The sequence below is a fragment of the Amycolatopsis sp. NPDC051372 genome, assembly GCF_040682095.1.
In the GTDB taxonomy this organism is placed as follows: Bacteria; Actinomycetota; Actinomycetes; order Mycobacteriales; family Pseudonocardiaceae; genus Amycolatopsis.
Window position 1 is genome coordinate 57,294 of record NZ_JBFBAF010000002.1, and the last position, 23,603, is coordinate 80,896.

Below are 23,603 nucleotides of genomic sequence, written 5' to 3' on the forward strand. Positions count from 1 at the left end.
TCTCACTTCGAGTCTGGTCGATCAGCGGAGGCGTGGCGCACCAGGGCGCCCAGCGCGCGGAACCACGTTTCGGCCAGGTCGCGTACCCGCGCTTCGGGTGCGAGGGCCTCGGGCCACGACCAGTGGGCCGCCAGGGCGGGGCCGTCGGGCCGGTCTTCGGCCAGGGCGTTGACGGTCAGCGCGTGGGAGACGCGCTTGCCGGGATCGGCGCCGAGGTCGGCGGCGTCGCCCTCGGGGGCGTACTCCCAGTCGCCCTGGTCGGCGTGGCCGAAGCGGCCCATGTAGTTGAACTCGATCTCCGGGTCGGGCAGCGCGGCGAGCTCCGGCCCGGTCACGGGATTCAGGTGTCGCAGCAGCCCGAAGCCTGTGCCCGCGACGGGTGCGGCGTCCAGCTCCGCCCGCACGCGCTCGAGTGCCGTGCGCGCCGCCGGGCCGCCTGCCAGGGCGTCGGCGAGGTCGAGTTCGCCCAGGTCGAGGCAGACCGGCACGACGCTGGTGAACCAGCCGACCGTGCGCGACAGGTCCGCGCCGCCGGCGAGCTCGTCCTCGCGGCCGTGGCCCTCGAGGTCGACGAGCGTCGCCGTGCCCTCGCCCGCGCCGTGGCGGCGGCGCCAGTCGGCCACCGCGAGCGCGAGGCCGGTGAGCAGCACGTCGTTTACGGTCGCTCGCAGCGCCGCCGGCACGCGGCCCAGCAGCGGGCCCGTCACCGCCGCCGGCAAGGTCAGCGACAGAGCCGCCAACCCCGAATCGACGTCCACCTCCGGATCACGCGGACGCAGCAGTGGCAACGGATCTCCGCCGGCGAGCACCGAGCGCCACCGGTCCAGCTCCGCCTCGCGAGCCGGCTCCACCGCGCGCGCCGCGAGCTCCTCCGACCACTGCCGGAACGACACGTCCACCGGCGGCAGTTCGGGCTTACGCCCGGCGGCCACGGCCTCCCACGCCACCGCGAAGTCGGGCAGCAGCACCCGCCAGGACACCCCGTCGATCACGAGGTGGTGCACCAGCACCAGCAACCGGCCCCGCTCCGGCCCGGCGTCGAACCAGGTCGCCCGCAGCATCGCGCCGACGTCCGGGTCGAGCCGCGCCCGCGTGGCCAGGGCCTCCGCCGCGATCACGCTCTCCAGCTCGGCACCCGCGAGCCTGCGAACGTCCACTCGCGACACCCAGCCGCCCACGTCCACCGGCTCCGGGACCCGCAACGCCCACCGCTCGGGCTCCCGGTCGAGGCGCGCCCGCAGCATCGGGTGCCGGTCGACCACGGCCCGCAGTACGGCCGAAAGGCTTTCGCCCGTGACCTCGGCCGGCGTGATCAGCAGCGCCGCCTGGTGGTACCCGGCGATCGGCCCGCCCAGTTCCCGCATCGCGTGCATGATCGGCGTCAGCCCGACGGTGCCGGTGCCGTCGTCGGACACCGGCTTCACGACGCCGGCCTCGGTGGCCACCGCCGAGAGCCCCGCCACCGTCCGGTGCCGGAAGATGTCGCGCGGCGAGATCCGCAGTCCACCCGCGCGGACGCGGGCCACCAGCTGCATGGCCACGATGCTGTCGCCGCCCAGCGCGAAGAAGTCGTCGTCGACGCCGAGCCCCGGCACGCCGAGCACCTCGCCGACCATCGCGCACAGCTCGCGCTCCCGCTCGGTCGACGGCGCGCGGCCGCCGACCTGGGCCGAGAAGTCGGGCGCGGGCAGGGCCGCGCGGTCGAGCTTCCCATTGGCCAGCACCGGAAGCCGCTCAAGCACCACGAAGGCCGCCGGGACCAGGTGGTCGGGCAACGTCGAGACGGAGTACTGCCGTAGCTCCGCGGCGTCCACCGGCGCCGCCGGCACCACGTACGCCACCAGCTGCTTCACGCGCGCCTCGCGCACCATGACCACCGACTGCGCCACGGCCGGGTGCCGGTCGAGCGCCGCTTCGATCTCCGCGGGCTCCACGCGGAAGCCGCGGATCTTCACCTGGTCGTCGGCGCGGCCACCGAAGTCGAGCCGGCCGTCGGGCGTCCACTGCGCGAGGTCGCCCGTGCGGTACATGCGCGTGCCGGCTTCGCCGTACGGGTCCGCGACGAACCGTTCGGCCGTCAGCGCCGACCGGCCGAGGTATCCCCGCGCCAGGCCGCCACCGGCGAGGTACAGCTCGCCGGTGACGCCCGGCGGGACGGGCCGCAGCGAACCGTCGAGCACATACGCGCGGGTGTTGGCCACCGGCCGGCCCACGAGCGGCCGGTCGCTTTCCGCGATCCGCGCCACCAGCGCGTCCACAGTGGACTCCGTCGGCCCGTAGAGGTTGACCGCCTCGGTCCCGTCCAGCTCGGCCAGCCGGCGCCAGAGCGCGTCCGGCACCGCCTCGCCGCCGACGCCGACCACGGCCAGCGGGCACCGGTCGCCCTCGACCAGCCCGGCGTCGGCCAGCTGCGTGAACAGCGACGGCGTGACCTCGATGAAGTCGAGCCCCTCGCGCCGGATCAGGTCGGCGAGCATCTCCGGGTCGCGGCGCACCTCGTCGGGCACCACGTGCACGGCGTGGCCGTCGAGCAGCCACAATTGCGGCTGCCACGACGCGTCGAACGAGAACGACCACGCGTGCCCCACCCGCAGGTGCGCCCGCCCGGTGCGGGCCACGGCCGGCCGGTGCAGCATCGCCCGGTGGCTGTGGAACAGGTTCACCAGCCCCGCGTGCGGCACCACGACGCCCTTCGGCGTGCCCGTCGAGCCCGACGTGTAGATCACGTACGCCGGGTTCTCGGGCCGCAGCGGGCGCAGCCGGTCGGCGTCCGTCAAGTCCACTTCGGACGCGTCGGACACCTCGGCCGCCAGGAGATCCGGCAGCAGCACTGTTTCGTCGAACTCAGGCAGGGCACCGCGAACCTCCGTGACGGTGACCAGCAGCCCGGGCCGGGCATCCGCCAGCATCGCGGCGAGCCGTTCGGCCGGGTACTCCGCGTCGAGCGGCAAGTAGCCCGCGCCGGCCTTGTGCACGGCGAGGATCGCCAGCAGCACGTCGACCGACCTCGGCAACGCCAGCGCCACCAGCGTCTCCGGCCCGGCGCCGCGCTCGACCAGAGCCCGCGCGAGCCGGTTGGCTCGCGCGTTCAGCTCCGCATAGGTCCACTTCGCCCCGCCGACGACCGCGACGGCGTCGGCGTCGGGCGAGCGCCGCACCTGCGCCTCGAACAGCCCGGCGACGGTCGATGGCTCCACCGCTAGTGCGTTGTCGTTCCAGTCGAGCAGGATCCGTCGCGACAGCTCGGCCGGCAGCACCTCGACCGTCCCGGCCGGACGGTCCACTTCGGACATCATCGCACCCAGCAGCAGTTCCATGCCGGCGAGCAGGCGCTGCGCGTCGTCGTCGGTGAACAGGTCCGCGCGGTACTCGGCGGTGAGCCGGAGCCGCTCGGCCGGTTCGACGGCCCACGTCAGCGGGTAGTGCGTCGAGTCGCGGTGGTCCACGATCGTCGCCCGCAGCCCGTCGTCAGGGTCTTCCTCGGCGCCCGGGTAGCTCTCGAACACCACCAGCGTGTCGAACAGCTCGCCCAACCCCGCCTCCCGCTGGATGTCGGCCAGTCCCACGTGCTGGTGCGGCAGGAGCGCGGCCTGCTCCTCCTGCACGCGCTCCAGCAGCACCGACAGCGGTTCGGCCGGGTCGTGGCGCACGCGCACCGGCACGGTGTTGATGAACAGGCCGAGCATCCGCTCCACTCCGGGCAGCTCCGGCGGCCGGCCCGCGACCGTCGCGCCGAACACCACGTCGGTGCGCCCGGTGAGCGACGCGAGCAGCAGGCCCCACGCCGTCTGGACCAGCGTGTTCACCGTGAGCCCACGCTCGCGCGCCAGCTTCGTCAGCTCGGCTGTCGCTTCGCGGGGCAGCTCCAACGTCCGCTGCTTCGGCAACGCGGGCGCCCGATCCGGGTCCACGGGCGCGAGCCGAGTGGGCTCGGCCAGTCCCGCGAGCGAGTCGCGCCAGGCCGCCTTGGCCGTGGCCTCGTCCTGGTCACGCAGCCAGCCCAGGTAACCGCGGTACGGCAGCGCGGGTGGCAGCTCCCGGCCGGCATACAGCGCGGACAGCTCGGCCAGCAGCTGCGGCACGGACCAGCCGTCGAGCAGCAGGTGCTGGTGCGACACCACCAGCCGGTGGCGCCCGTCGGCGAAGCGCACGAGCAGGAACCGCAGCAGCGGCCCGGCGCTGACGTCGAACCGGCGGTGCTCGTGCGCGAGCTCCGCGTCGAGGGCGTCGTCGGTCGCTTCCCGCCACTCGGGCTCGGCCGACCGCGCGACGAGCGCGACCGGACGCCCGGAAACCAGGTACCGGTAGCTCGTGCGCAGGTTCGGGTGCCGCCCCAGCAAGTCCCGCGCCGCCTGCCGCAGCCGGGACGGGTCGAGCGGGCCGGTGAGGTCGAACCCGAACTGCACCGTGTAGACGTCCGGGCCCTCGGTGTCGGCCGTGGCCAGGAACAGCAGCCCTGACTGCAGCGGTGTGAGCGGCCAGACCTCGGCCGCGTCGGGTGCGCTCGCCTGCAGCTCCGTGCGTTCCGCCTCGGTCAGGTCCAGCAGCGGCCGGCCGTCGTCCGACGACGGCGTGGCCAGCACCTCCCCCGCGACCTCCGCGAGGCCGGTGACCGTGCGGTGGCGGAACACGTCCCGCGCGCCGAGCAGCAGCCCGGCGGCCCGGGCGCGGGCCACGAGCTGCATCGCCACGATGCTGTCGCCGCCCAGGCGGAAGAAGTCGTCGCGCACGCCGACGCGCGGCAGCCCGAGCACGCCGGCCACCAGCTCGGCGAGCACTTCCTCGCGGGGCGTGGCCGGAGCGTCGTCGCCGGCCTCGAACTCCGGTGCGGGCAGCGACCGGCGGTCGAGCTTGCCGCTCGGGGTGAGCGGCAGCGCGGCCAGCGGCACGACTGCGGCCGGGACCATGTGCTCGGGCAGCGTCTGCGCGACGTGCTCGAGAACGGCGCTGTCGAGCAGGTCGTCCGTGGCCCCGCTCGCGACGACGTAGGCGACGAGCTGCCGTCCTTCGTGGACGATCACGCGCGCCTGGGCGACGGCCGGGTGCGTGCCCAAAGCGGCCTCGATCTCGCCGAGCTCCACGCGGAAGCCGCGGATCTTGACCTGGTCGTCGGCCCGGCCCAGGAACTCGAGCTCCCCGTCCGCCGTCCAGCGCGCGAGGTCGCCGGTCCGGTACATCCGCCCGCCGGGCGCGCCGAACGGGTTCGCGACGAACCGCTCCGCCGTCAGGCCCGGGCGCGCGTGGTAACCGCGCGCCAGCTGCACGCCGGACAAGTACAGCTCCCCCGCCACGCCCGGCGGCACGGGCCGCAGGCGCGCGTCGAGGACGTGGGTGCGGGTGTTCCACACCGGACATCCGATCGGGACGCGGCCCGACGGCGCCACCCGCGCGGGCGCCGCGGTGACGTCGACCGACGCCTCCGTGGGCCCATAGAGGTTGTGCAGTTCGGCGTCGAGGTCGAACCGCGCCACGACCTCGGCCGGCAGGGCCTCACCGCTGCACAGCACGCGCCGCAGGCTCGGGCACACGCGGGCGCCCGGTTCGCCGAGGAACATCTCCAGCATCGACGGGACGAAGTGGACAGTCGTCACGCCTTCACGCCGGATCAGTCCCGCGAGGTACCCGGGATCCTTGTGCCCCTCGGGTTTGGCGACCACCAGCGTCGCACCGGTGACGAGCGGCCAGAAGAACTCCCACACCGACACGTCGAAGCTCGACGGCGTCTTCTGCAGCACGCGGTCGTCGGCGGTCAGCGCGTACTCGTCTTGCATCCACTGCAACCGGTTCACGATCCCGGCGTGCGGGACCACGACGCCCTTGGGCCGCCCAGTCGAGCCCGAAGTGTAGATCACGTACGCGGGCGCGTCCGGCGCAACCGTCAGCTCCAGGTTCGTGCTGTCTTGACCGGACGCGTCGACCGGGCCGTCGAGCACGACGGCCGGAGCGGTGTCGGCGAGCATGAACTCAAGCCGGTCGGCCGGGTAGTCCGGGTCGAGCGGCAAGTAGGCCGCGCCCGCCTTGTGGATCGCGTAGAGCGACACCACGAGGTCCAGCGACCGCGGCAGCGACACCGCGACCACGGATTCCGGCCCGGCGCCTTGCTCGCGCAGCCACCGGGCGAGCTGGTTGGCCCGCGCGTTCAGCTTCGCGTACGACAGCGACGCGCCCTCGAACACCACCGCGGCGGCATCCGGAGTCCGAGCGACCTGCGCCTCGAACAGCTCCGGCAGTGTCGCCGTGACCACGTCGTGATCGGTGGCGTTCCACGTCTCCAGCAGCGCCGATTCACCGTCCGACAGCACGTCGACCAACCCGACCGGCACCGAGGGATCCGCGGCCACCTGCTCCAGCACCCGCACCAGCCGCGTCGCGAACGACTCCGCCGTCGCGCGGTCGAACAGATCCGCGTTGTACTCCACCGCACCGGCGATCGCGCCGCCCGGCTGCTCCAGGAACCCGAACTCCAGGTCGAACTTCGCGACGTCCTGCGTCACGTCCTCGCGCACGACCTCCAGGCCCGGCAACTGCGGCGGGTCCGCGCCCTCCGGCAGGTACACGACCATGGTCTGGAACAGCGGGTGCCGCGCCAGGGAACGCTCCGGGTCCGCCGCCTCGACCACGCGGTCGAACGGCAGGTCCTGGTGCGAAAACGCGGCCAGGTCCGACACCCGCACCCGGCGCAGCACCTCGCCGAACGCGGGATCGCCCGCGAGATCCGTGCGCAGGACCAGCGAGTTCACGAAGAACCCGACCAGGTCCGTGAGCCGCTCGTCCGTGCGCCCGGACACCGGCGCGCCCAGCGGGATGTCGGTGCCGGCGCCCAGGCGGTGCAGCAGCGCGGCGACCGCGGCCTGGCCGAGCATGAACATGCTGGTGTCGTGCTCGATCGCCAGTGCGCGCAGCCGCGCCGTGAGCTCGGCCGGCACCTCGAACGTCACGGTGCCGCCGCGGTGGCTGGACTCCGCCGGCCGCGGCCGGTCGGCGGGCAGATCCAGCTCCTCCGGCAGCCCGGCGAGCGCGTCGCGCCAGAACGAGCTCTGGCTCTCGTGCTCGCCGTCGAGCACGGCCTGGTGCCACAACGCGTAGTCCGCGTACTGCACCGGCAGCGGTGTCCACTCGGGAGCGACACCGTCGAGCCGCGCGCGGTAGGCCGTCGCGAGATCGGCGAGCAGCGGGCCTTCCGACCACTCGTCGGTGACCACGTGGTGCAGCAGCACCAGCAGCACGTGCTCGTCGTCGGCCGCGGTGAACACGCGCACGCGCACCGGCGGGGCCTCGTCGAGCCGGAACGGAACGTCCACTTCGGACCGGATCCGCGCGGCCACCTCCGACACGCGCTTGACGGCGAAGTCCAGCGGCGCGCCGGCGAGGATCCGCTGCGCGGGGACCCCGTCGTGTTCTTCGAAGACCGTGCGCAGCACCTCGTGCCGGGTGACGACGTCGCCGAACGCCGCGCGCAACGCGTCGAGGTCCAGCGCGCCCCGCAGCCGCCACGTGTGCGGCACGGAGTACGTCGACGTGGGGCCGTCCAGGCGGTAGTGGAACCAGAGCCGTTGCTGCGCCGCCGAAAGTGGGAGCACCTCCGGCCGCGTCGCCGCCACCAGTTCGGGCCGCCCGGCCGACAGACCGTCGAGGCGGGTGGCCAGCTGCGCGACCGTCGGCGCGTCGAACACCGTGCGCAGCGGGACGTCGACGCCGAGGGCGCCGCGGATCCGGCTCACCAGCCGCATCACGAGCAGTGAATGCCCGCCGAGAGCGAAGAAGTCGTCGTCGACACCCGGCTCGGCCACGCCGAGCACCTCGGCGAAGAGCTCGCACAGCTCGGTCTCGCGCGCCGTCCGGGGCGCCCGGCCGGACCCGGCCGAGAACTCCGGCGCCGGCAGCGCGCGGCGGTTCAGCTTGCCGTTCGGGGTGAGCGGCAGCTCCGCCAGCTCGACGACCGCCGCCGGAACCAGGTGCGCCGGCAGCGTTTCCGCCGCCCGCGCCCGCAAACCGGCCGCGTCCAGCGCACCGGCCGGGACGACGTAGGCGACCAGCAGCCCGTCGCGCGCGGCCACCCGGACCTGCGCCACCGACGGGTCACCGGCCAGCGCGGCCTCGACCTCACCGGGCTCGATCCGGACGCCGCGCACCTTCACCTGATCGTCGGCACGGCCCGCGAACTCCAGCACGCCGTCGGCGCGGTGGCGGGCCAGGTCGCCGGCGCGGTACATCCGCGAACCCGGCGGGCCGAACGGGTCGGCGACGAAGCGGTCCGCCGTCAGGCCGGGCCGCCCGAGGTAACCACGGGCGAGTTGCGCGCCCGCGAGGTACAGCTCGCCGATCACGCCCGGCGGCACCGGCTGCAGGCGCGCGTCGAGCACATACGCGCGCACGTTCCAGCCCGGCCGCCCGATCGCGATCGGCCCGCCGTCGTCGGTCCAGGCCAGCACGTCGATCGACGTCTCGGTCGGGCCGTAGAGGTTGTGCAGCGGGATGCCGAACACCTCGCGGAACCGGGCGGCCAAGTCGCGTCCCAGCGCCTCGCCGCCGACGACGATCCGTGTGAGGCTCGTGCACCCGGCCGCGGCGGGTTCTTCCAGGAACAGCTGCAGCATCGACGGCACGAAGTCGGCGGCCGTCACGCGCTCGGACTGGATCAGCTCGGCGAGGTACCGCGGGTCGCGGTGCCCGTCCGGGCGCGCGACGACCACGACGCCGCCGACCGTCAGCGGCCAGAAGATCTCGCTCACCGACACGTCGAAGGTGATCGGTGTCTTGTGCAGCATGCGGTGCGTCGCGTCCAGCGGATACGCGTGCTGCAGCCAGCGCAGCCGGTTCACCACGCCTTCGTGCGGGACCACCACGGCCTTCGGCCGGCCGGTCGAGCCGGACGTGTAGAGGACGAACGCGGGGTTCGCCGGGCGCGCCACTCGCGTGGGTGCCGTGGCGGGGTAGCCGGCCAGCCGCCCGAGGAGCGCCGGGTCGTCGAGGACGCACACCGGAGCGGCGTCGGCGAGCAGGTACTCCACGCGCCCAGCCGGCTGGCCGGGGTCGAGCGGCAGGTAGGCGGCGCCCGCCTTGTGCACGGCGTACAGCGCCACGACCAGCTCGACCGAGCGCGGGAGCGCGACCGCGACCACCGATTCGGCTCCGGCGCCCTGCTCCCGCAGCCAGTGCGCGAGCCGGTTGGCCCACGCGTCCACCTCGGCGTAGGTCAGGGAAGTGCCCTCGAACACGACGGCCACGCCGTCCGGCGTCGCCGCCACCTGGGCTTCGACCAGCTCCGCCACCGTCGCCGGTTCGCTCTCGTGCGTGGTGTCGTTCCACTGGCGCACAACGAGATCGCGTTCGTCGTCGCCGAGCAGGTCGTACTCGCCAATCGTGGCGGTGGGTTCGGTGGCGACCTGGCCGAACAGCGAGACCAGCCGCGCCAGCACCCGCTCCGCCGTGCCCGCGTCGAACAGATCGGTCGCGTACTCCAGCTGCAACGTGATGTCGGCACCGGCGCCGTCGACCATCGTGAAGCTCAGGTCGAACATCGCGGTCTCACCGGGCACCTCGAGCCACTCGGTGGGCAGCCCCAGCACGTCCGGATCGCCGTCGGGCCGGTAGTGGTAGCCCGTCATGACCTGGAACAGCGGGTTGCGCCCCGGCACGCGGTCCGGGTTCAGCTGCTCGACCAGCCGGTCGAAGGGCAGGTCCTGGTGCGAGAACGCGGAAAGGTCCGCGTCGCGCAGCCGGGCGAGCAGCTCGGCGAACGTCGGCTCGCCGGACAGGTCGGCGCGCAGCACGAGCGTGTTGACGAAGAACCCGACCAGCTCGTCGAGCGCGGCGTCGGTGCGGCCCGCGATCGGCGCGCCCAGCGGGATGTCCTCGCCCGCGCCGAGCCGGTGCAGCAGCGTCGCGACGGTCGCGTGCAGCACCATGAACATGCTCGCGCCCGACGACGCCGCCAAGCCGTGCAGCGCCCGGGCGACCTCGGCCGGCAGTCCGGCGCGCACGGTCCGGCCGGCACCGCTCGGCCGCGCGGGCCGGGGCCGGTCGGCCGGCAGCGCCAGCTCGTCCGGCAGGCCGCGCAACGCCGTGGTCCAGAACTCCAGCTGCTCGGAACCGAGCCGGTCGAGCAGTGCCTCCTGCCAGAGCGCGTAGTCCGCGTACTGCACGGGAAGCGGCGCGAGCTCCGGCGAGCGGCCGGCCACGCGCGCCTCGTACGCGGCGGTCAGGTCCGCGAGGAACGGCCGGTCGGACCACTCGTCGGTGGCGACGTGGTGCAGCACGATCGCCACCACGTGGTCACGATCGCCCAGCCGCAGCACTTCGGCGCGCAGCGGCGGCTCGCGACGCAGGTCGAAGCGGTACCGGGCCAGCTCGCGCAGCCGCTCGGGCAGGTCGGCCTCCGCGCGGTCCCCGACCGTGAGCTCCGGCTCCGCCGCGGGGAGAACCCGTTGGTACGGCGAGCCTTCGTGGTCGGCGAAGACGGTGCGCAGCGACTCGTGCCGGGCGACAACGTCGCCGAGCGCGGCGCGCAGCGCCGCCATGTCGAGGTCCCCGCGCACGCGGAAGAACAGCGGGAAGTCGTAGGCCTCGCCGACCTCGCCCAGCTCTTCGAGCAGCAGCAGCCGGCGCTGAGCCGCCGAAAGCGGCACGCGCTCGGGCCGCTGCGCGCGCACGACCGAAGGCCGCGCGGGTTCACCACTCCCGGCCCGGGCCGCCAGCTCCGCGACGGTCGGTGCCTCGAACAGGTCCTTGATCGCCAGCTCGGCGCCGAGCTCGGTCCGCGCGCGGCTGATCAGGCGGGTGGCGAGCAGCGAGTGCCCGCCGAGGTCGAAGAACGAGTCCTCCACACCCACGCGCTCGAGGCCGAGGACCTCGGCGAACAGCTCGCAGAGCACCTCTTCCTCGCGCGAAGCCGCGGGCCGGCTCTCGGCCAGCGACACGGCGGGTTCGGCATCGGGCAGGGCACGGACGTTGAGCTTGCCGTTGTCGGTCAGGGGCAGGCTGCCGAGCGTCACGAACGCGGCCGGGACCATGTACTCGGGCAGCTGCCGCTTCAGCTCGTCGCGCAGCACCTGCACCAGCTCGGCGCTGCTGCGCGCGGCGGTGGGGCGGTTGGCGAACCGCGGGAGGTTCGTGCCGGTCGCCGCGGGCACGTACAGGCCCGAGACCGGTGCTTCCGCGCGGGCGAACACGGCGTCGAACACCCCGTCGACGCCGGTCGACCACGTCGTGTGCACGGCATAGCCCAGGCGCTCACCCAGGCGGTGCACCGCTTCGGGTTCAACGCCGTCACCGCTGCTGTGGAAGCGATCCAGCACGTCGAGCAGCGGCGCGCCCGCGTCGAGCGCCCGCATCGCGGCGAACTCCGCGGCGAGCCGCGCGTCCGGGATCCGGCTGACGCGCAGCTGGTCGCCGGTCAGCCTGTTCTCCAGCTCGGTGAGCGACCCGACCTCGTCCCACAGCACGCGCGGCGCCTGCGCCACCGGCACCTCGCCCGTGGTGTCCTTGGTGAGCACGACGTCGTAGCGGTAGCGGCTCAGCTCGTTGTGCAGTTCGGCCCGCTTCACGCGAATGCGCGCGCCGACGCCGGGCAGCGTGTGCGCGAGCGCCGTGAAGTAGTCCGGGTCGAGCAGGAGTTCCTTCTCCAGCGCCACACCGCGTTCGATCGCGCGGCGCAGCTGGGCGACGTCGGACGTCGCGTCGGCGCGTGTGAGCTGGATGGCCGTGTGGAACGACCTCGCCAGCCGCAGGTTCCGCACGTCGCCGACGAACAGCGAACCGCCCGGCGCGAGCAGATCGAGCGCCGTGCTCAGCACCTGCGTGAGGTAGTCGACGCTCGGGAAGTACTGGATCACGGAGTTGATGACGACGGTGTCGAAGTGGCCACGCGGCAGGTCGCCGAACTCGTGCGCCGGCTGCGCCCGCAGCGTGACTTTGGCGGCCAGCTGCGGGTCCCGCTCCAGCTCTCGCGTGAGCTTGCCGATCACCGGCGCGGCGAGGTCGGTGCCCCAGTACTCCTCGGTGTGCGGCGCGAGCTGCCCCATCAGCAGGCCGGTGCCGACGCCGATCTCCAGGATCCGCCGCGGCGCCAGCTCCCCGATGCGCGCGACGGTGGCCGCGCGCCACTCTCGCATGTGCGCCAACGGGATCGGCGTGCCGTCATAGCTGGAGTCCCAGCCGGCGAAGTCCTCGGTGAACAGCGCGGTCGGGATCTCGGTGTACTCGTCGGAGTAGATCTGCTGCCATTCGCCGACCTGGTCGGCCTCGGCCGCGTCGCGCTCGTCGCCGCTCAGCTCGGCCGGCACGACGTAGCCGACGAGCCGTTGCAACCCCGGCGCCGACGGGTCCGGCCGCGCGATCACGGCCGCCTGCGCGACCTGTGGGTGCCGCGCCAGCGCCGTCTCGATCTCGCCCAGCTCGACGCGGTAGCCGCGGATCTTCACCTGGTCGTCGGTGCGGCCGAGGAAGTCGAGGTTCCCGTCGGGCCGCCGGCGCACGAGATCGCCCGTGCGGTACATGCGCGCGCCGGGCCCGCCGAACGGATCCGCGACGAACCGCTCCGCGGTGAGGGCCGCCCGCCCGAGGTAGCCGCGGGCCAGGCCGGTGCCGGCGATGTAGAGCTCGCCGGGCACGCCGTCGGGCACCGGCCGCAGCCAGTTGTCCACGATGTATGCGCGGGTGTTCCAGATGGGCTTGCCGACGGTGGGTGTGTCGCTGTCGGTCGTGCCGCCGCCGAGGGTGTTGATCGTGTACTCGGTGGGGCCGTAGAGGTTGTAGCCGTAGACGCCTTCGGTGTCGCGCAGGCGGTTCCAGACCGATTCGGACACGGCTTCGCCGCCGAGCAGCACCAGCGCGGGCCGGTGGCTCGCAGTGTCTTCGTCGAGGGGACCTTCCTCGAGCAGGCCCTCCTCGATGAGCAGGTGCGCGTAGGTCGGCGTCACGTTCACCACGTCGACCTGGTGGCGGTCGCAGTACGCCACGAGCGCGCGGGCGTCGCGGCGCAGCTCCTCGTCGCACACGTGCACCTCGTGGCCCTCCACGAGCCACAGCAGCTCTTCCCACGACATGTCGAACGCGAACGACACGGTGTGCGCGATCCGCAGCCGCCGCCCGCCGGCCGACGCGATGGCCGGCCCGAAGATCGCTTCCTGGTGGTTGAGCTGCATGTTCGTCAGGCCGCGGTAGGGCGTGACGACGCCCTTCGGCTTCCCCGTGGAACCGGAGGTGTAGATGACGTACGCGGGGTGCTCCATGCGGCCGGCGCGGTCGCGGCCGAACAGCGGGCGCTCGGCGTCCACCAGTTCGCCGCCGGACAGCGCGCCGAGTTCCGCGCGCGTCTCCTCGCTGTCGAGCAGTACCCACGGCAGGTCCTCCGGCAGGTCCTGCGCGACGGCCGTGGTCGTGACCAGGCAAAGGGGGCCGGCGTCGTCGAGCATCAGCGCGAGGCGGTCGGCCGGGTAGTCGAGCTCGAGCGGCAGGTACGCGGCTCCGGTTCGCAGTACGGCGAACAGCGCCACGACCATGTCGATCGAGCGCGGCAGGCCGAGCGCGATCACGCGTTCCGGCTCGGCGCCGCGGGAAAGCAGCAGCCGCGCCATACGGTTCACGGCTTCGTCGAGCTCCGCGTAGGTCAGCGTCTGCTCGCCGAACACGAGGGCGGTGGCATCCGGTGTGTGGGTGGCCTGGGCGGCGAGCAGGTCGGCGATGGTGTCCCGCACCATCGGGTGCTCGGTGGCCGACCAGATCTCCGCCAGCTCCGCGCGGCGCTCGGCGGACACCGTCTCCAGCGAGCCGACGGGTGCGGTGAGGTCGCCGACGAGCTGCTCGACGAGCGCCGTGAACCGGCTCAGCAGCACGGCGGCCTCGTCGGCCGCGATCACGTCGTCGCGGTAGGACAGGGTGACGCGCATCGGCTGCCCCGGCGTGACGACCAGCGTCAACGGGTAGTGCGTGGCGTCGACGTTCACGAGGCTCGTGATGCCGTGGCGGTGGCGCAGCCCGGCGTAACGCTCGTCGCCGTCCGCGCCGCGGAGCACGAACAGCGTGTCGAACAGCACGCGGTGGCCGGCCTCGCGCTGCAGCACGCCGAGGCTCATGAACTCGTACGGCGTGAGGTCCATGCGCTCGGACTGGATGCGGCGCAGCAGGTCGAGCACCGGCTCGTCCGGTACGAGCCGCACGCGCGTCGGCACGGTGTTGAGGAACAAGCCGATCGTGGTCTCGATGTCCGGCACGGCGGCGGGCCGCCCGGCGACGGCGGCGCCGAACACCACGTCCTGGCGGCCGACCATCGTGGACAGCACGAGCGCCCACGCGGCGTTGAGCACCGAGTTCACCGTGAGACCGTGGCGCCGGGCCTCTTCACGCAGCCGGTCGGTCAGCTCGGGCGTCAGGTGCGCGTCGAGGTTGACCGGCGTGACGGGTTCCAGCCCCTGCGTGTCGGGGCCGATCAGCGTCGGCTCGCCCAGCCCGGACAGCGCCGAGCGCCACGCCGCCGTGGCGTCCTCGACGTCCTGACGGGACAACCACTCCAGGTAGTCCACGTAGGACCCGCTCGCCGGCTGTTCGCCACCTTCGTAGTGCGCGAAGAGCTGCTCGATGAACAGCCACGCGGACCAGCCGTCCCACAGCAGCAGGTGCCGGTTGAGCACCACGCGGTCGCGTTCGTCGCCGAGGCGCACGAGCGTGATCCGGAACAGCGGCGGGGTGCCGAGGTCGAACCGGGTCGTCCGGTCGCGCTCCATCAGCTCGGCCAGCCGCCGCTCACGGTCCGCTTCGGACAGCCCACGCAGGTCCACTTCGGTCACCGGCGGCGGGAAACCGGCGGTGACGAACTGCACCGGCCCGCGCAGTCCGTCACTGGTGAAGCCCGCGCGCAGGCTGGGTGTGCGGTCCATCAGCGCCGCGCACGCGGCACGCATGCGGGCGGCATCGAGGTGCCGGGCGAGGTCGATGGCCTCCTGGATCGTGTAGACGTCGATGCGCGACTGGTCGTAGCTGGAGTGGAAGAACAGCCCTTCCTGCAGCGGCGAAAGCGGCCAGATGTCCGACAGCGGCAGCGGGCTCAGCCGTTCGACGTGCTCGATCTCGTCCTGTGCCAGTTCGATCAGCCTGAGGTCCGACGTGGTCAGCCCGGCCGCGGCGACGTCCGTCGCGGCGAGGTCGGCCAGTGCGACGACCACGCGGTCGACGAAGTCCGGTGTGGCACCGGCGAAGGTGAGCACCAGCACCGGTCCTTCCGGCGTGTCCTCGCAGACCGCGCCGATGCGCAGCGCGTGCGCGCCGACGGGTGCGCCCGGGCCGGCCGCGAAGTCCCAGTCCCGCGCGCCGAACGGCACGTGGCCCGCGTACCGCAGCAGCACGTCGGCGCGGGCGAGCTGGGCGAACAACGGCGCGGCCTGCGGGTTGAGGTAACGCAGCAGCCCGTAGCCGACGGCGTCGGGGGCCGCGCGGACGAGGTCCTTCACCTGTTTGAGGTCCGGGTCGGTCAGCCGCACCGGACGCACGGTGTGCAGTGCGCCCACCGCGGCGGGTGTACCTTCAGGACGGTCGAGCACGTCGACGATCAGCTCGCCGCCGGCCTGCGCGAGGGCCGTGAGCAGCACGTCGGTCACGTCGCCGCGCACCGACGCCGGCAGCTGTTCGACGAGGGCCCGGCTCTTGTCGAGTGGGAACCGCACGGTGCGTTCGATCGGCGTCCCTGCGACGGGGACCGTCGCGGCGCCCGGTGCGAGCGTCGCGGCCCAGTGTTCCAGGTCTGCCAGCAGCTCCGGCGCCTGCGCCCGCTCGGTGACGGCGCGGGCGTGGGTGCGCAGCGAGGTTTCCACCGGGGCGAACACCGGCGCCCGCCCGGCCTGCACCGCCGTCCACGCCGTGGCGAGGTCGGCGGCGATCGTGCGCCACGACGGCGCGTCGACCACCAGCGGATGGGCCGCGAGCAGGAGCCGGTCGCCGGACCGGACGGCCTGCAGCAGGATCCCGGCGTCCGGGTCGAACTCGGCCGTGGTGTCCGCGGCCGTGGTGTCCGCGGCAGTGGTGTTCTCGGCGAGCAGCACCTCGGCGGCATCGACCGCGCCGGCCGGGCGCGTCTCGAGCGACCACAGCACGGACGCGACGCGGCTGCGCTTGAGCCGCAGCCCGTCGTGGTGGTCGAACACCGCCTGCAGTGCGGCCGCGAGACTTTCGGTGTCCGCGTCGGCCGGCAGGCGCAGCTGGATCGACTCGGCGCCGGCGTCGCCCAGTTCACGCAGGCGGTGGACCTCAGGCAGCAGCGGCACGTCGCCGACACCGTCCGGGTCGGACACCGGCCGCTGCACCACGGGCGTTCCGCCGAGCACCGCCAGCGCGGCGGGTGTGCGGTGGGTGAACACGTCCTTCGGGCTCAGGTCGAACCCGGCCCGGCGGGCCCGGCTCGACACGCTGATCGACGTGATGCTGTCGCCGCCCAGCAGGAAGAAGTCGCCGTCCGCGCCGACCTCGGCCAGCCCGAGTACGTCGGCGAAGATCGCCGCCAGGGCGGACTCGCGGTCGTCGCCGCGCTGCACCGTCGCCGCGGCCGCGGGGACGGCCGGCGCGGGCAGGGCGCGGGAGTCGAGCTTGCCGCTCGGGGTCAGCGGGAGTTCGTCGAGCACCACGAGGACGTTGGGCACCATCGTCGCGGGCAACGCCGCGGTCAATGCGGCCCGGAGCGCGTCGGCGTCCACGGCACCGGCTGCGTAACCGACCAGGGCGCTGTCGCGCACGACGACCGTGGCCGCCTGAACGCCCGGCTGCGCCGCGAGCACGGCTTCGATCTCGCCCAGCTCGATGCGGTTGCCGCGGATCTTCACCTGCCGGTCGGTGCGGCCGAGGTATTCGAGCTCGCCGTCCGCGCGGCGCCGCGCCAAGTCGCCGGTGCGGTACATCCGCGCGCCGGGCTCGCCGAACGGGTCGGCCACGAACCGTTCCGCCGTCAGCGCGGGCTGCCCGTGGTAACCCCGCGCGAGCTGCACGCCCGCGAGGTACAGCTCCCCCGCCACCCCCTCGGGCACCGGGCGCAGGCACGTGTCCAGCACGAGCAGGCGCGTGTTCCACACCGGACGTCCGATGGGGACAGTCGTTTCCGGACCGTCGCGGAACGGGAAGTACGACACGTCCACGGCCGCCTCGGTGGGGCCGTACAGGTTGTGCAGCGGCACCCCCGTCAGCCGCCGCCAGCGTGCCGCGACCTCGCCGGGCAGCGCCTCGCCGCTGGTGAACACGTGACGCAGCGACGCGGCCCAGTGCCGATCGTCGGTGACCTCCTCGACGGAAAGGAACGCGGCCAGCATCGACGGCACGAAGTGGAGCGTTGTCACACCGTGGGTGCGGATCACCTCGGCGAGGTACGCCGGGTCGCGGTGGCCGTCGGGCCGGGCGAACACCACAGCCGCGCCTTCCCGCAGCGCCCAGAAGAACTCCCACACCGACACGTCGAAGCTCGACGGCGTCTTCTGCAGCACGCGGTCGTCGGCGCCCAGCCGATACTCGTGCTGCATCCACGCCAGCCGGTTGACGATCGCGCGGTGCGTCACCACAACGCCCTTGGGCCGGCCGGTCGAACCGGACGTGTAGATCAGGTAGGCGGCGTTATCCGGCCCCGTGACCGGGCCGAGCTCGGCCGCGACGTCCGGACCATCGACGGGCACCTGCTCCGGGCCGGCCGGAACCTGCGCCGCCGTCGCCGGTTCGGTGACCACCAGCGTCGCTCCGGAGGACGCGAGCATGTACTCGAGCCGTTCGGCCGGGTAGTCCAGGTCGAGCGGCAGGTAGGCCGCGCCGGACTTCACCACGCCCAGCAGTGCCACCATCAGCTCGGCCGAACGCGGCACCGCGACGGCGACCACCGACCCGGGCCCGGCACCGCGGGCCCGCAACCGCCGGGCCAGCGCGGCCGCGCGCGTGTCCAGGTCCGCATAGGACAGTCGCTGGTCCTCGAACAGCACGGCCGTCACGTCCGGAGCCTCGGCCACGTGCCGCTCGAACGCCGTGAGCAGCGTCTGCTCCGGCATTGACACGGCGGTCGCGTTCAGCTCGCCCAGCCGTTCCAGCTCCGCGGCCGAGACGAGGTCCACGTGCGCCACCGGCACGTCCGGGGCCGTGGCGAACGCTTCGAGCACGCGCACGAACCGCTCCGCGAGCTGCTCGGCCGCCCGCGCGTCCAGGCGCGCCGCGTCGAACTTCAGCCCGAACTCCAGCGTGTCGCCCGGCGTGGCGATGAGCGCTACCGGGTAGTGCACCGCGTCCACGACCTCGACGCCGGTCACGCGCAGCGCGCCCGCGTCGTCGTTCTCGCGCGGGTAGTTCTCGACCACGACGAGCGTGTCGAAGAGCTCTTCCTGGCCCACGCCGGCGATCCGTTGCAGCTCGGCGAGCCCGAGGTGCTGGTGGTCCAGCAGCGCGGCCTGCTCGTCCTGCAACCGCCGCAGCAGCCCGGCGACGGTGTCGCCCCCGGTCCAGCGGACCCGCACGGGCAAGGTGTTGATGTACAGGCCGACGGCGTCCTCGATCCCCGCGACGCCGGGGTCGCGGCCCGACACGGTGCTGCCGAAGACCAGGTCGCCGCGGCCGGTCAGGCGGCCGAGCAGGAGACCCCACGCACCGTGCAGCACGGTGCCGAGCGTGAGCCCGTGCTCGCGCGCGAACGCGCCCACTCGGGCGGTGGTCGCCGCGTCGACGGCGAAGTGCACGCGCGAAGGACGCCGTGGTGCCACTCCGGCGGGCGTGGTCACCAGGCGGGTCGGTTCCTCGACGCCCGCGAGCGCTGCACCCCACGCCCGCTGTGCCGCGTCGTGGTCGCGTGCGGCCAGTCGGCGCACGTGCGCCGTCCGCGAGGCGGGCTCGGGCCGAAGCGCTTCGGTGGCGCCGTAGCGGGCGAGGATCTCGCGCACCATCACGGCGACCGACCAGCCGTCGGCGACGATGTGGTGGAACGTCAGGGCGAGCCGCTCGCGCCCGACGAGCGTGGCGCGCAGCAGTGGCGGCCGGTCGAGGGTGAAGCGGCGGTCGCGGTCGGCGGCCAGCGCGTCGGCGGCGGCCTCGGGCGAGACCTCCCGCCACGGCAGCTCGGCGTGTGCGGCCACGACCTGGACCACGCGGCCGTCGTCGAGCTGGCGAAAACCCGACCGCAGCGACGAATGGCGGTCGAGGAGGTTCTGCACCGCGCGGCGCAGCGTCGGCGGGTCCACCGGTCCGGCGAGGTCGAAGACCTCCTGGACGGTGTAGACGTCGTCGTCCTCGAATGCGGCGTGGAAGAAGAACCCTTGCTGCAACGGGGTCACCGGCAGCACCTCGGCGTGCGGGCCGAGGGCGGCCGAGTCCGTTTCCGACAGCTCCAGCAACGGCTCGGCCGAATCGTCGGCTGTGGTCACTTCACCGGCGCACGCGGCGAGCGCCTCCGCCGTGCGGTGCTGGAACACCTGCCGTGGCGTGATGGCGAGGCCGTGCCGGGCGGCGCCGAGCACGAGCCGGATCGACGAGATGCTGTCGCCGCCGAGCGCGAAGAAGTCGTCGTCCGCGCCGGCGGTGGCCACGCCGAGCACGTCGGCCATCACCGTGCACAACGCGACCTCGCGCGGAGTCCGAGGCGAGCGTCCCTGCGCCAGCGCCCCGAAGTCGGGCAGGGGCAGCGCGGCGCGGTCGAGCTTGCCGTTGGTCATGATCGGCAGGCGGTCCAGCGGCACGAACGCCGAGGGCACCAGGTAGTGCGGCAACGCCTCTTCGACGTGGGTGCGCAGATCCTTCATCAGCGACGCGGGATCGCGGTAGGCCACCGGCACGTTGGCGAGCGGACCGTCGGTCGCACCGAGGTACGTCGCGACCGGCTCCTCGCGCGACAGCACGAGGTCGAACGCCGTCGCCGTCTCCCCCGACCACGTGGCCGCCGCGCGGTAACCGGCCGCGCCGGCCAGCTCGGCCAGCACGTCCGGGTCCGTCGCCGCACCGCCGGCGGGCGCCGGCTCCCCGTCGAGCGCCCGCAACGCCGTGAGGTCCGGGATGAGCCGCTCGTTCGGAATCCCCGTCACGCGCAGCGCGGCCGGCTGGCGCTCGCCGAGGTGAGCCGAGAACGCCCCGGACGAGCCGAGCTCGGCCCACGGCACCGCCGGGACCTCGCGCGGGCCTGCGGATTCCGTCCGCAGCACGACGTCGTAGCGGTACCGGCTGAGCTCGTTCTCGTACGTCGCGCGCTTCAGCCGGACGTCGGCCTCGGTGAACGCACTGATCCGCCGCGGCAGCGCGGCGAAGAAGCCCGGGTCGAGCACCAGCTCGTCCTCGCGAGCGACACCCGCGTCGACCGCGGCCGGCGTCGCGTCCCCCTGCGCGGCCGCGATGCCTGCGCGCAGTACGCGCTGCAGGCTCAGGTTCCGCACGTCGCCCACGAACACCGAGCCACCGGGTGCGAGCAGCCCCGTGACCTGCCGCAACACGTCGACGAGGTAGTCCGCGCTCGGAAAGTACTGCACGACGGAGTTGATCACCACGGTGTCGAAGTGCCCCTGTGGCAGATCGCCCAGCTCGTGCGCCGGGCGCGCCCGCAGATGTACCTTTCCAGTCAGCTCCGCCCGGTCCGCGACGCGGCTTTCCAGCAGCCGCACCACTTCTTCGGACAGGTCCAGCGCCCAGTACTCGTCGGTGTCCGGCGCGAGCTTCGACAGCAGCAGCCCGCTGCCCACGCCGAGCTCCAGTACGCGACGCGGCCGCAGCGCCCGGATCGAGTCCACAGTGGATTCCCGCCACGCGCGCATGTCGCCCAGTGGCAGTGGTTCCCCGTCGTAGCTGGAGTTCCAGCCGGTGAACCCCTCGTCGAACTGGTCGCGATCGGCGACCGAGTAGAGCAGCTCGTGCACGTCCTTCCAGCGGTCGACCTGCGGAGCCTCCCGCGCCGCGTCCCGGTCGGCGCCCGGCGCCTGCTCCGGCACCACGTACGCGACCAGCCGCCGATCACCAGGCTTGACCTCACGCGGCACCACCGCCACGCGTGCGACGCCGTCGTGCGCCGCGATCACCGATTCGATCTCACCGGGTTCGACACGGAAGCCGCGGATCTTGACCTGGTGGTCGGCGCGGCCCAGGAAGTCGAGGTTCCCGTCGGCGCGCCAGCGCACGCGGTCGCCCGTGCGGTACATGCGCTCGCCCGGGCCGGCGAACGGGTCGGCCACGAACCGCTCGGCGGTGAGCCCGGCACGCCCGACGTACCCGCGCGCGAGGCCGCGGCCGCCCACGTAGAGCTCGCCCTCGAGGCCCGGTGGCACGGGGTTGAGCGCGGTGTCCAGCAAGTAGCAGCGGGTGTTGGGGTCGGGGCGCCCGATCGGGATCGGCCCGGTCCAGTCCGCTTCCGCGAGCCACAGTGTGGAGTTCACCGTCGCTTCGGTGAGCCCGTATGCGGCGACCACGCGCAGGTCCTTCGCCCAGCGCGCGATCAGCTCGGGCGGCACGGTTTCCGTGCCGATGATGAGCACAGCGCCCTTCGGCAGCTCGCAGTCGGCCGGCAGCGCGGCCACCAGCGAGGGCGGCAGGATCATGTGCGTGGCGGCGTTGTCGGCGATGTAGCCGGTGAGCTCGACGCCCGCGACGCGACGGTGCGAGGGCACCACGATCACGCGCCCGCCCACGCACAGCGACATCACGAGATCCCACACCGTCACGTCGAACCCCGCCGACGCGAACTGCACGACCCGGCTCTCGGGAGTGATCCCGATGCGCTCGGTGGCCGTGACGATCAGGCTGCCGATGCCGTCGTGCGAGAGCACCACGCCCTTGGGCTTGCCGGTGGAACCGGAGGTGTAGATGACGTACGCGGCGCGGTCGAGCCGCAGGCCGCCAAGGTCGACGGGCCCGCCGTCCAGAGCGGTGAGCTCCGCGCGCACGACAGGGTCGTCCAGCAGCACGACGTCGCCGACCACGGGCAGGTGGCCCGCGGATCGGGCGACCGACAGGACCACCCGCGCGCCCGCGTCCGTCAGCAGGTACTCCAGGCGGTCCTCGGGCAGGTCCAGGTCCAGCGGCAGATACGCGGCACCGGCCTTGAGCACGCCCAGCAGGCCCACGACCAGGTCGATCGAGCGCGGCAGCGCCACGGCGACCACGTCTTCGGCCCCCGCCCCGCGGGCGGCGAGCAGGCGCGCCAGGCGGTTCGCGGCGGCGTCGAGCTCGGCGTAGGTGAGCTGCCGGCCCTCGCACACCACGGCGACGGCCTCTGGCTGCCGCGCGACGACACGGGCGAAGGCCTCGGGCCAGTTCAGCTCCGGCGACTCCGCGGGCGAGGTCGCGAAGTCGGTCAGCACCAGCTGCCGTTCGCGTTCGGTGAGCAGGTCGATCGCCGCGATCGGACGGTCCGCGTGCGCGGCCATCGCGTCGAGCACGGCGAGGAAACGGCGTTCGTGCTCGGCGAGGGTTTCGGGCGTGCCGGCCGCGGCGAACTCGAGCCGCAGCGCGCCGCCCGCGCCGGCGTCGTGCGCGGTCACGGCGAGGTCGGTGACGGGGCCGAGCGCGACGCTGTGCACCGTCGCCGCGGCTTCGCCGAACGCGACCGAGACCTCTGGCAGGAAGTTGAGGCTCAGCCCGGTGAGCTCGTGCATCCCGCCGGTCAGGTTCGCCTCGCGCGCGAGGTCCTCACCACGGTAGCGGCCGTGGTCGAGCAGGTCGGCGACCTCGCGGGCGACCGCGGCGACCAGCTCCGCTGGCGTCGTCGAGGGCCGCGCGGAAACCCGCAGTGGCAAGAGGTTCGACAGCATTCCGGGCCGGTCGCGCAGCGCGACGTCGGCACGCGCCGCGACGGGCAGGCCGAGCACGAGGTCCTCGGCGCCCGTCACCCGGTGCGCGTAGGCCGCCAGCGCCGCGAGTGCCACGCGCGACAGGCGGGTGCCGTGGTTGCCGGCGAACTTCCGCAGCGCGTCGGCGCGGGCGGCCGCCAGCGTGACCGACCGCCGGACCACCTCACCGTCGCCGCCGGCCAGCCGCACCGAGTCGGGCCGACCGGCGAGCTTTTCGCGCCAGTACGTGCGATCCGCTTCGTAGGCGGCCGATTCCCGGTACTCGCCATCGGCGGCCACGAGCGGCGCCACCGACCAGTCCACAGTGGACTCGGCGCCGTCGTAGAGCTCCGCGGCCCGGCGGGTGAGCACCGCCTGGCCGTACGCGTCGGTCACCAGGTGGTGGAACGTCTGCGCCCACCACACGCGATCCGGTCCCAGCACCAGCACCGCGTGCGCGGTCAACGGCCCGCGCGCGAGGTCGACCGGCTCGGCCAGCGCCGCCCGCGCCCACGCGTGCGCCGCCGCTTCGGGGTCGGGCTCGCCGGACAGGTCCACCACGGGCACCGCGGCCGCCCACGGCGCCGGGTACTGCCGCGGCACGCCGGTCTCGTCGGCCTCGGCCCTCACGTGCAGCCCCTCGGCTTCGCCGACCGCCCGGCGCACCGCGTCCGCGACCCGTGCCGGATCGACGCGGCCGCGCACGTCGGCGTACCAGCCGATGCGGTACGCCGGGTCCGCCGGGGCGAGCGACTGCGCGAAGAAGACCCCGGCCTGCGCCGCGGTCAAGGGGGAACCGGGCACGACGCCGGTCATCTGGGAGCCTCCACCGTTGGACTGAAGCTGGACTGACTC

At 73.7% G+C, this 23,603-nt stretch carries 1 protein-coding gene; it reads right to left on the minus strand.

Going from position 1 to position 23,603, the window contains the following annotated elements:
* Nucleotides 1–2 precede the first annotated feature (2 nt).
* Nucleotides 3–23,564, minus strand: coding sequence for a non-ribosomal peptide synthase/polyketide synthase (locus AB0M56_RS04060; RefSeq protein WP_364170866.1), 23,562 nt, complete (start codon nt 23,562–23,564; stop codon nt 3–5).
* Between the last annotated feature and the right edge of the window lie 39 nt (nt 23,565–23,603).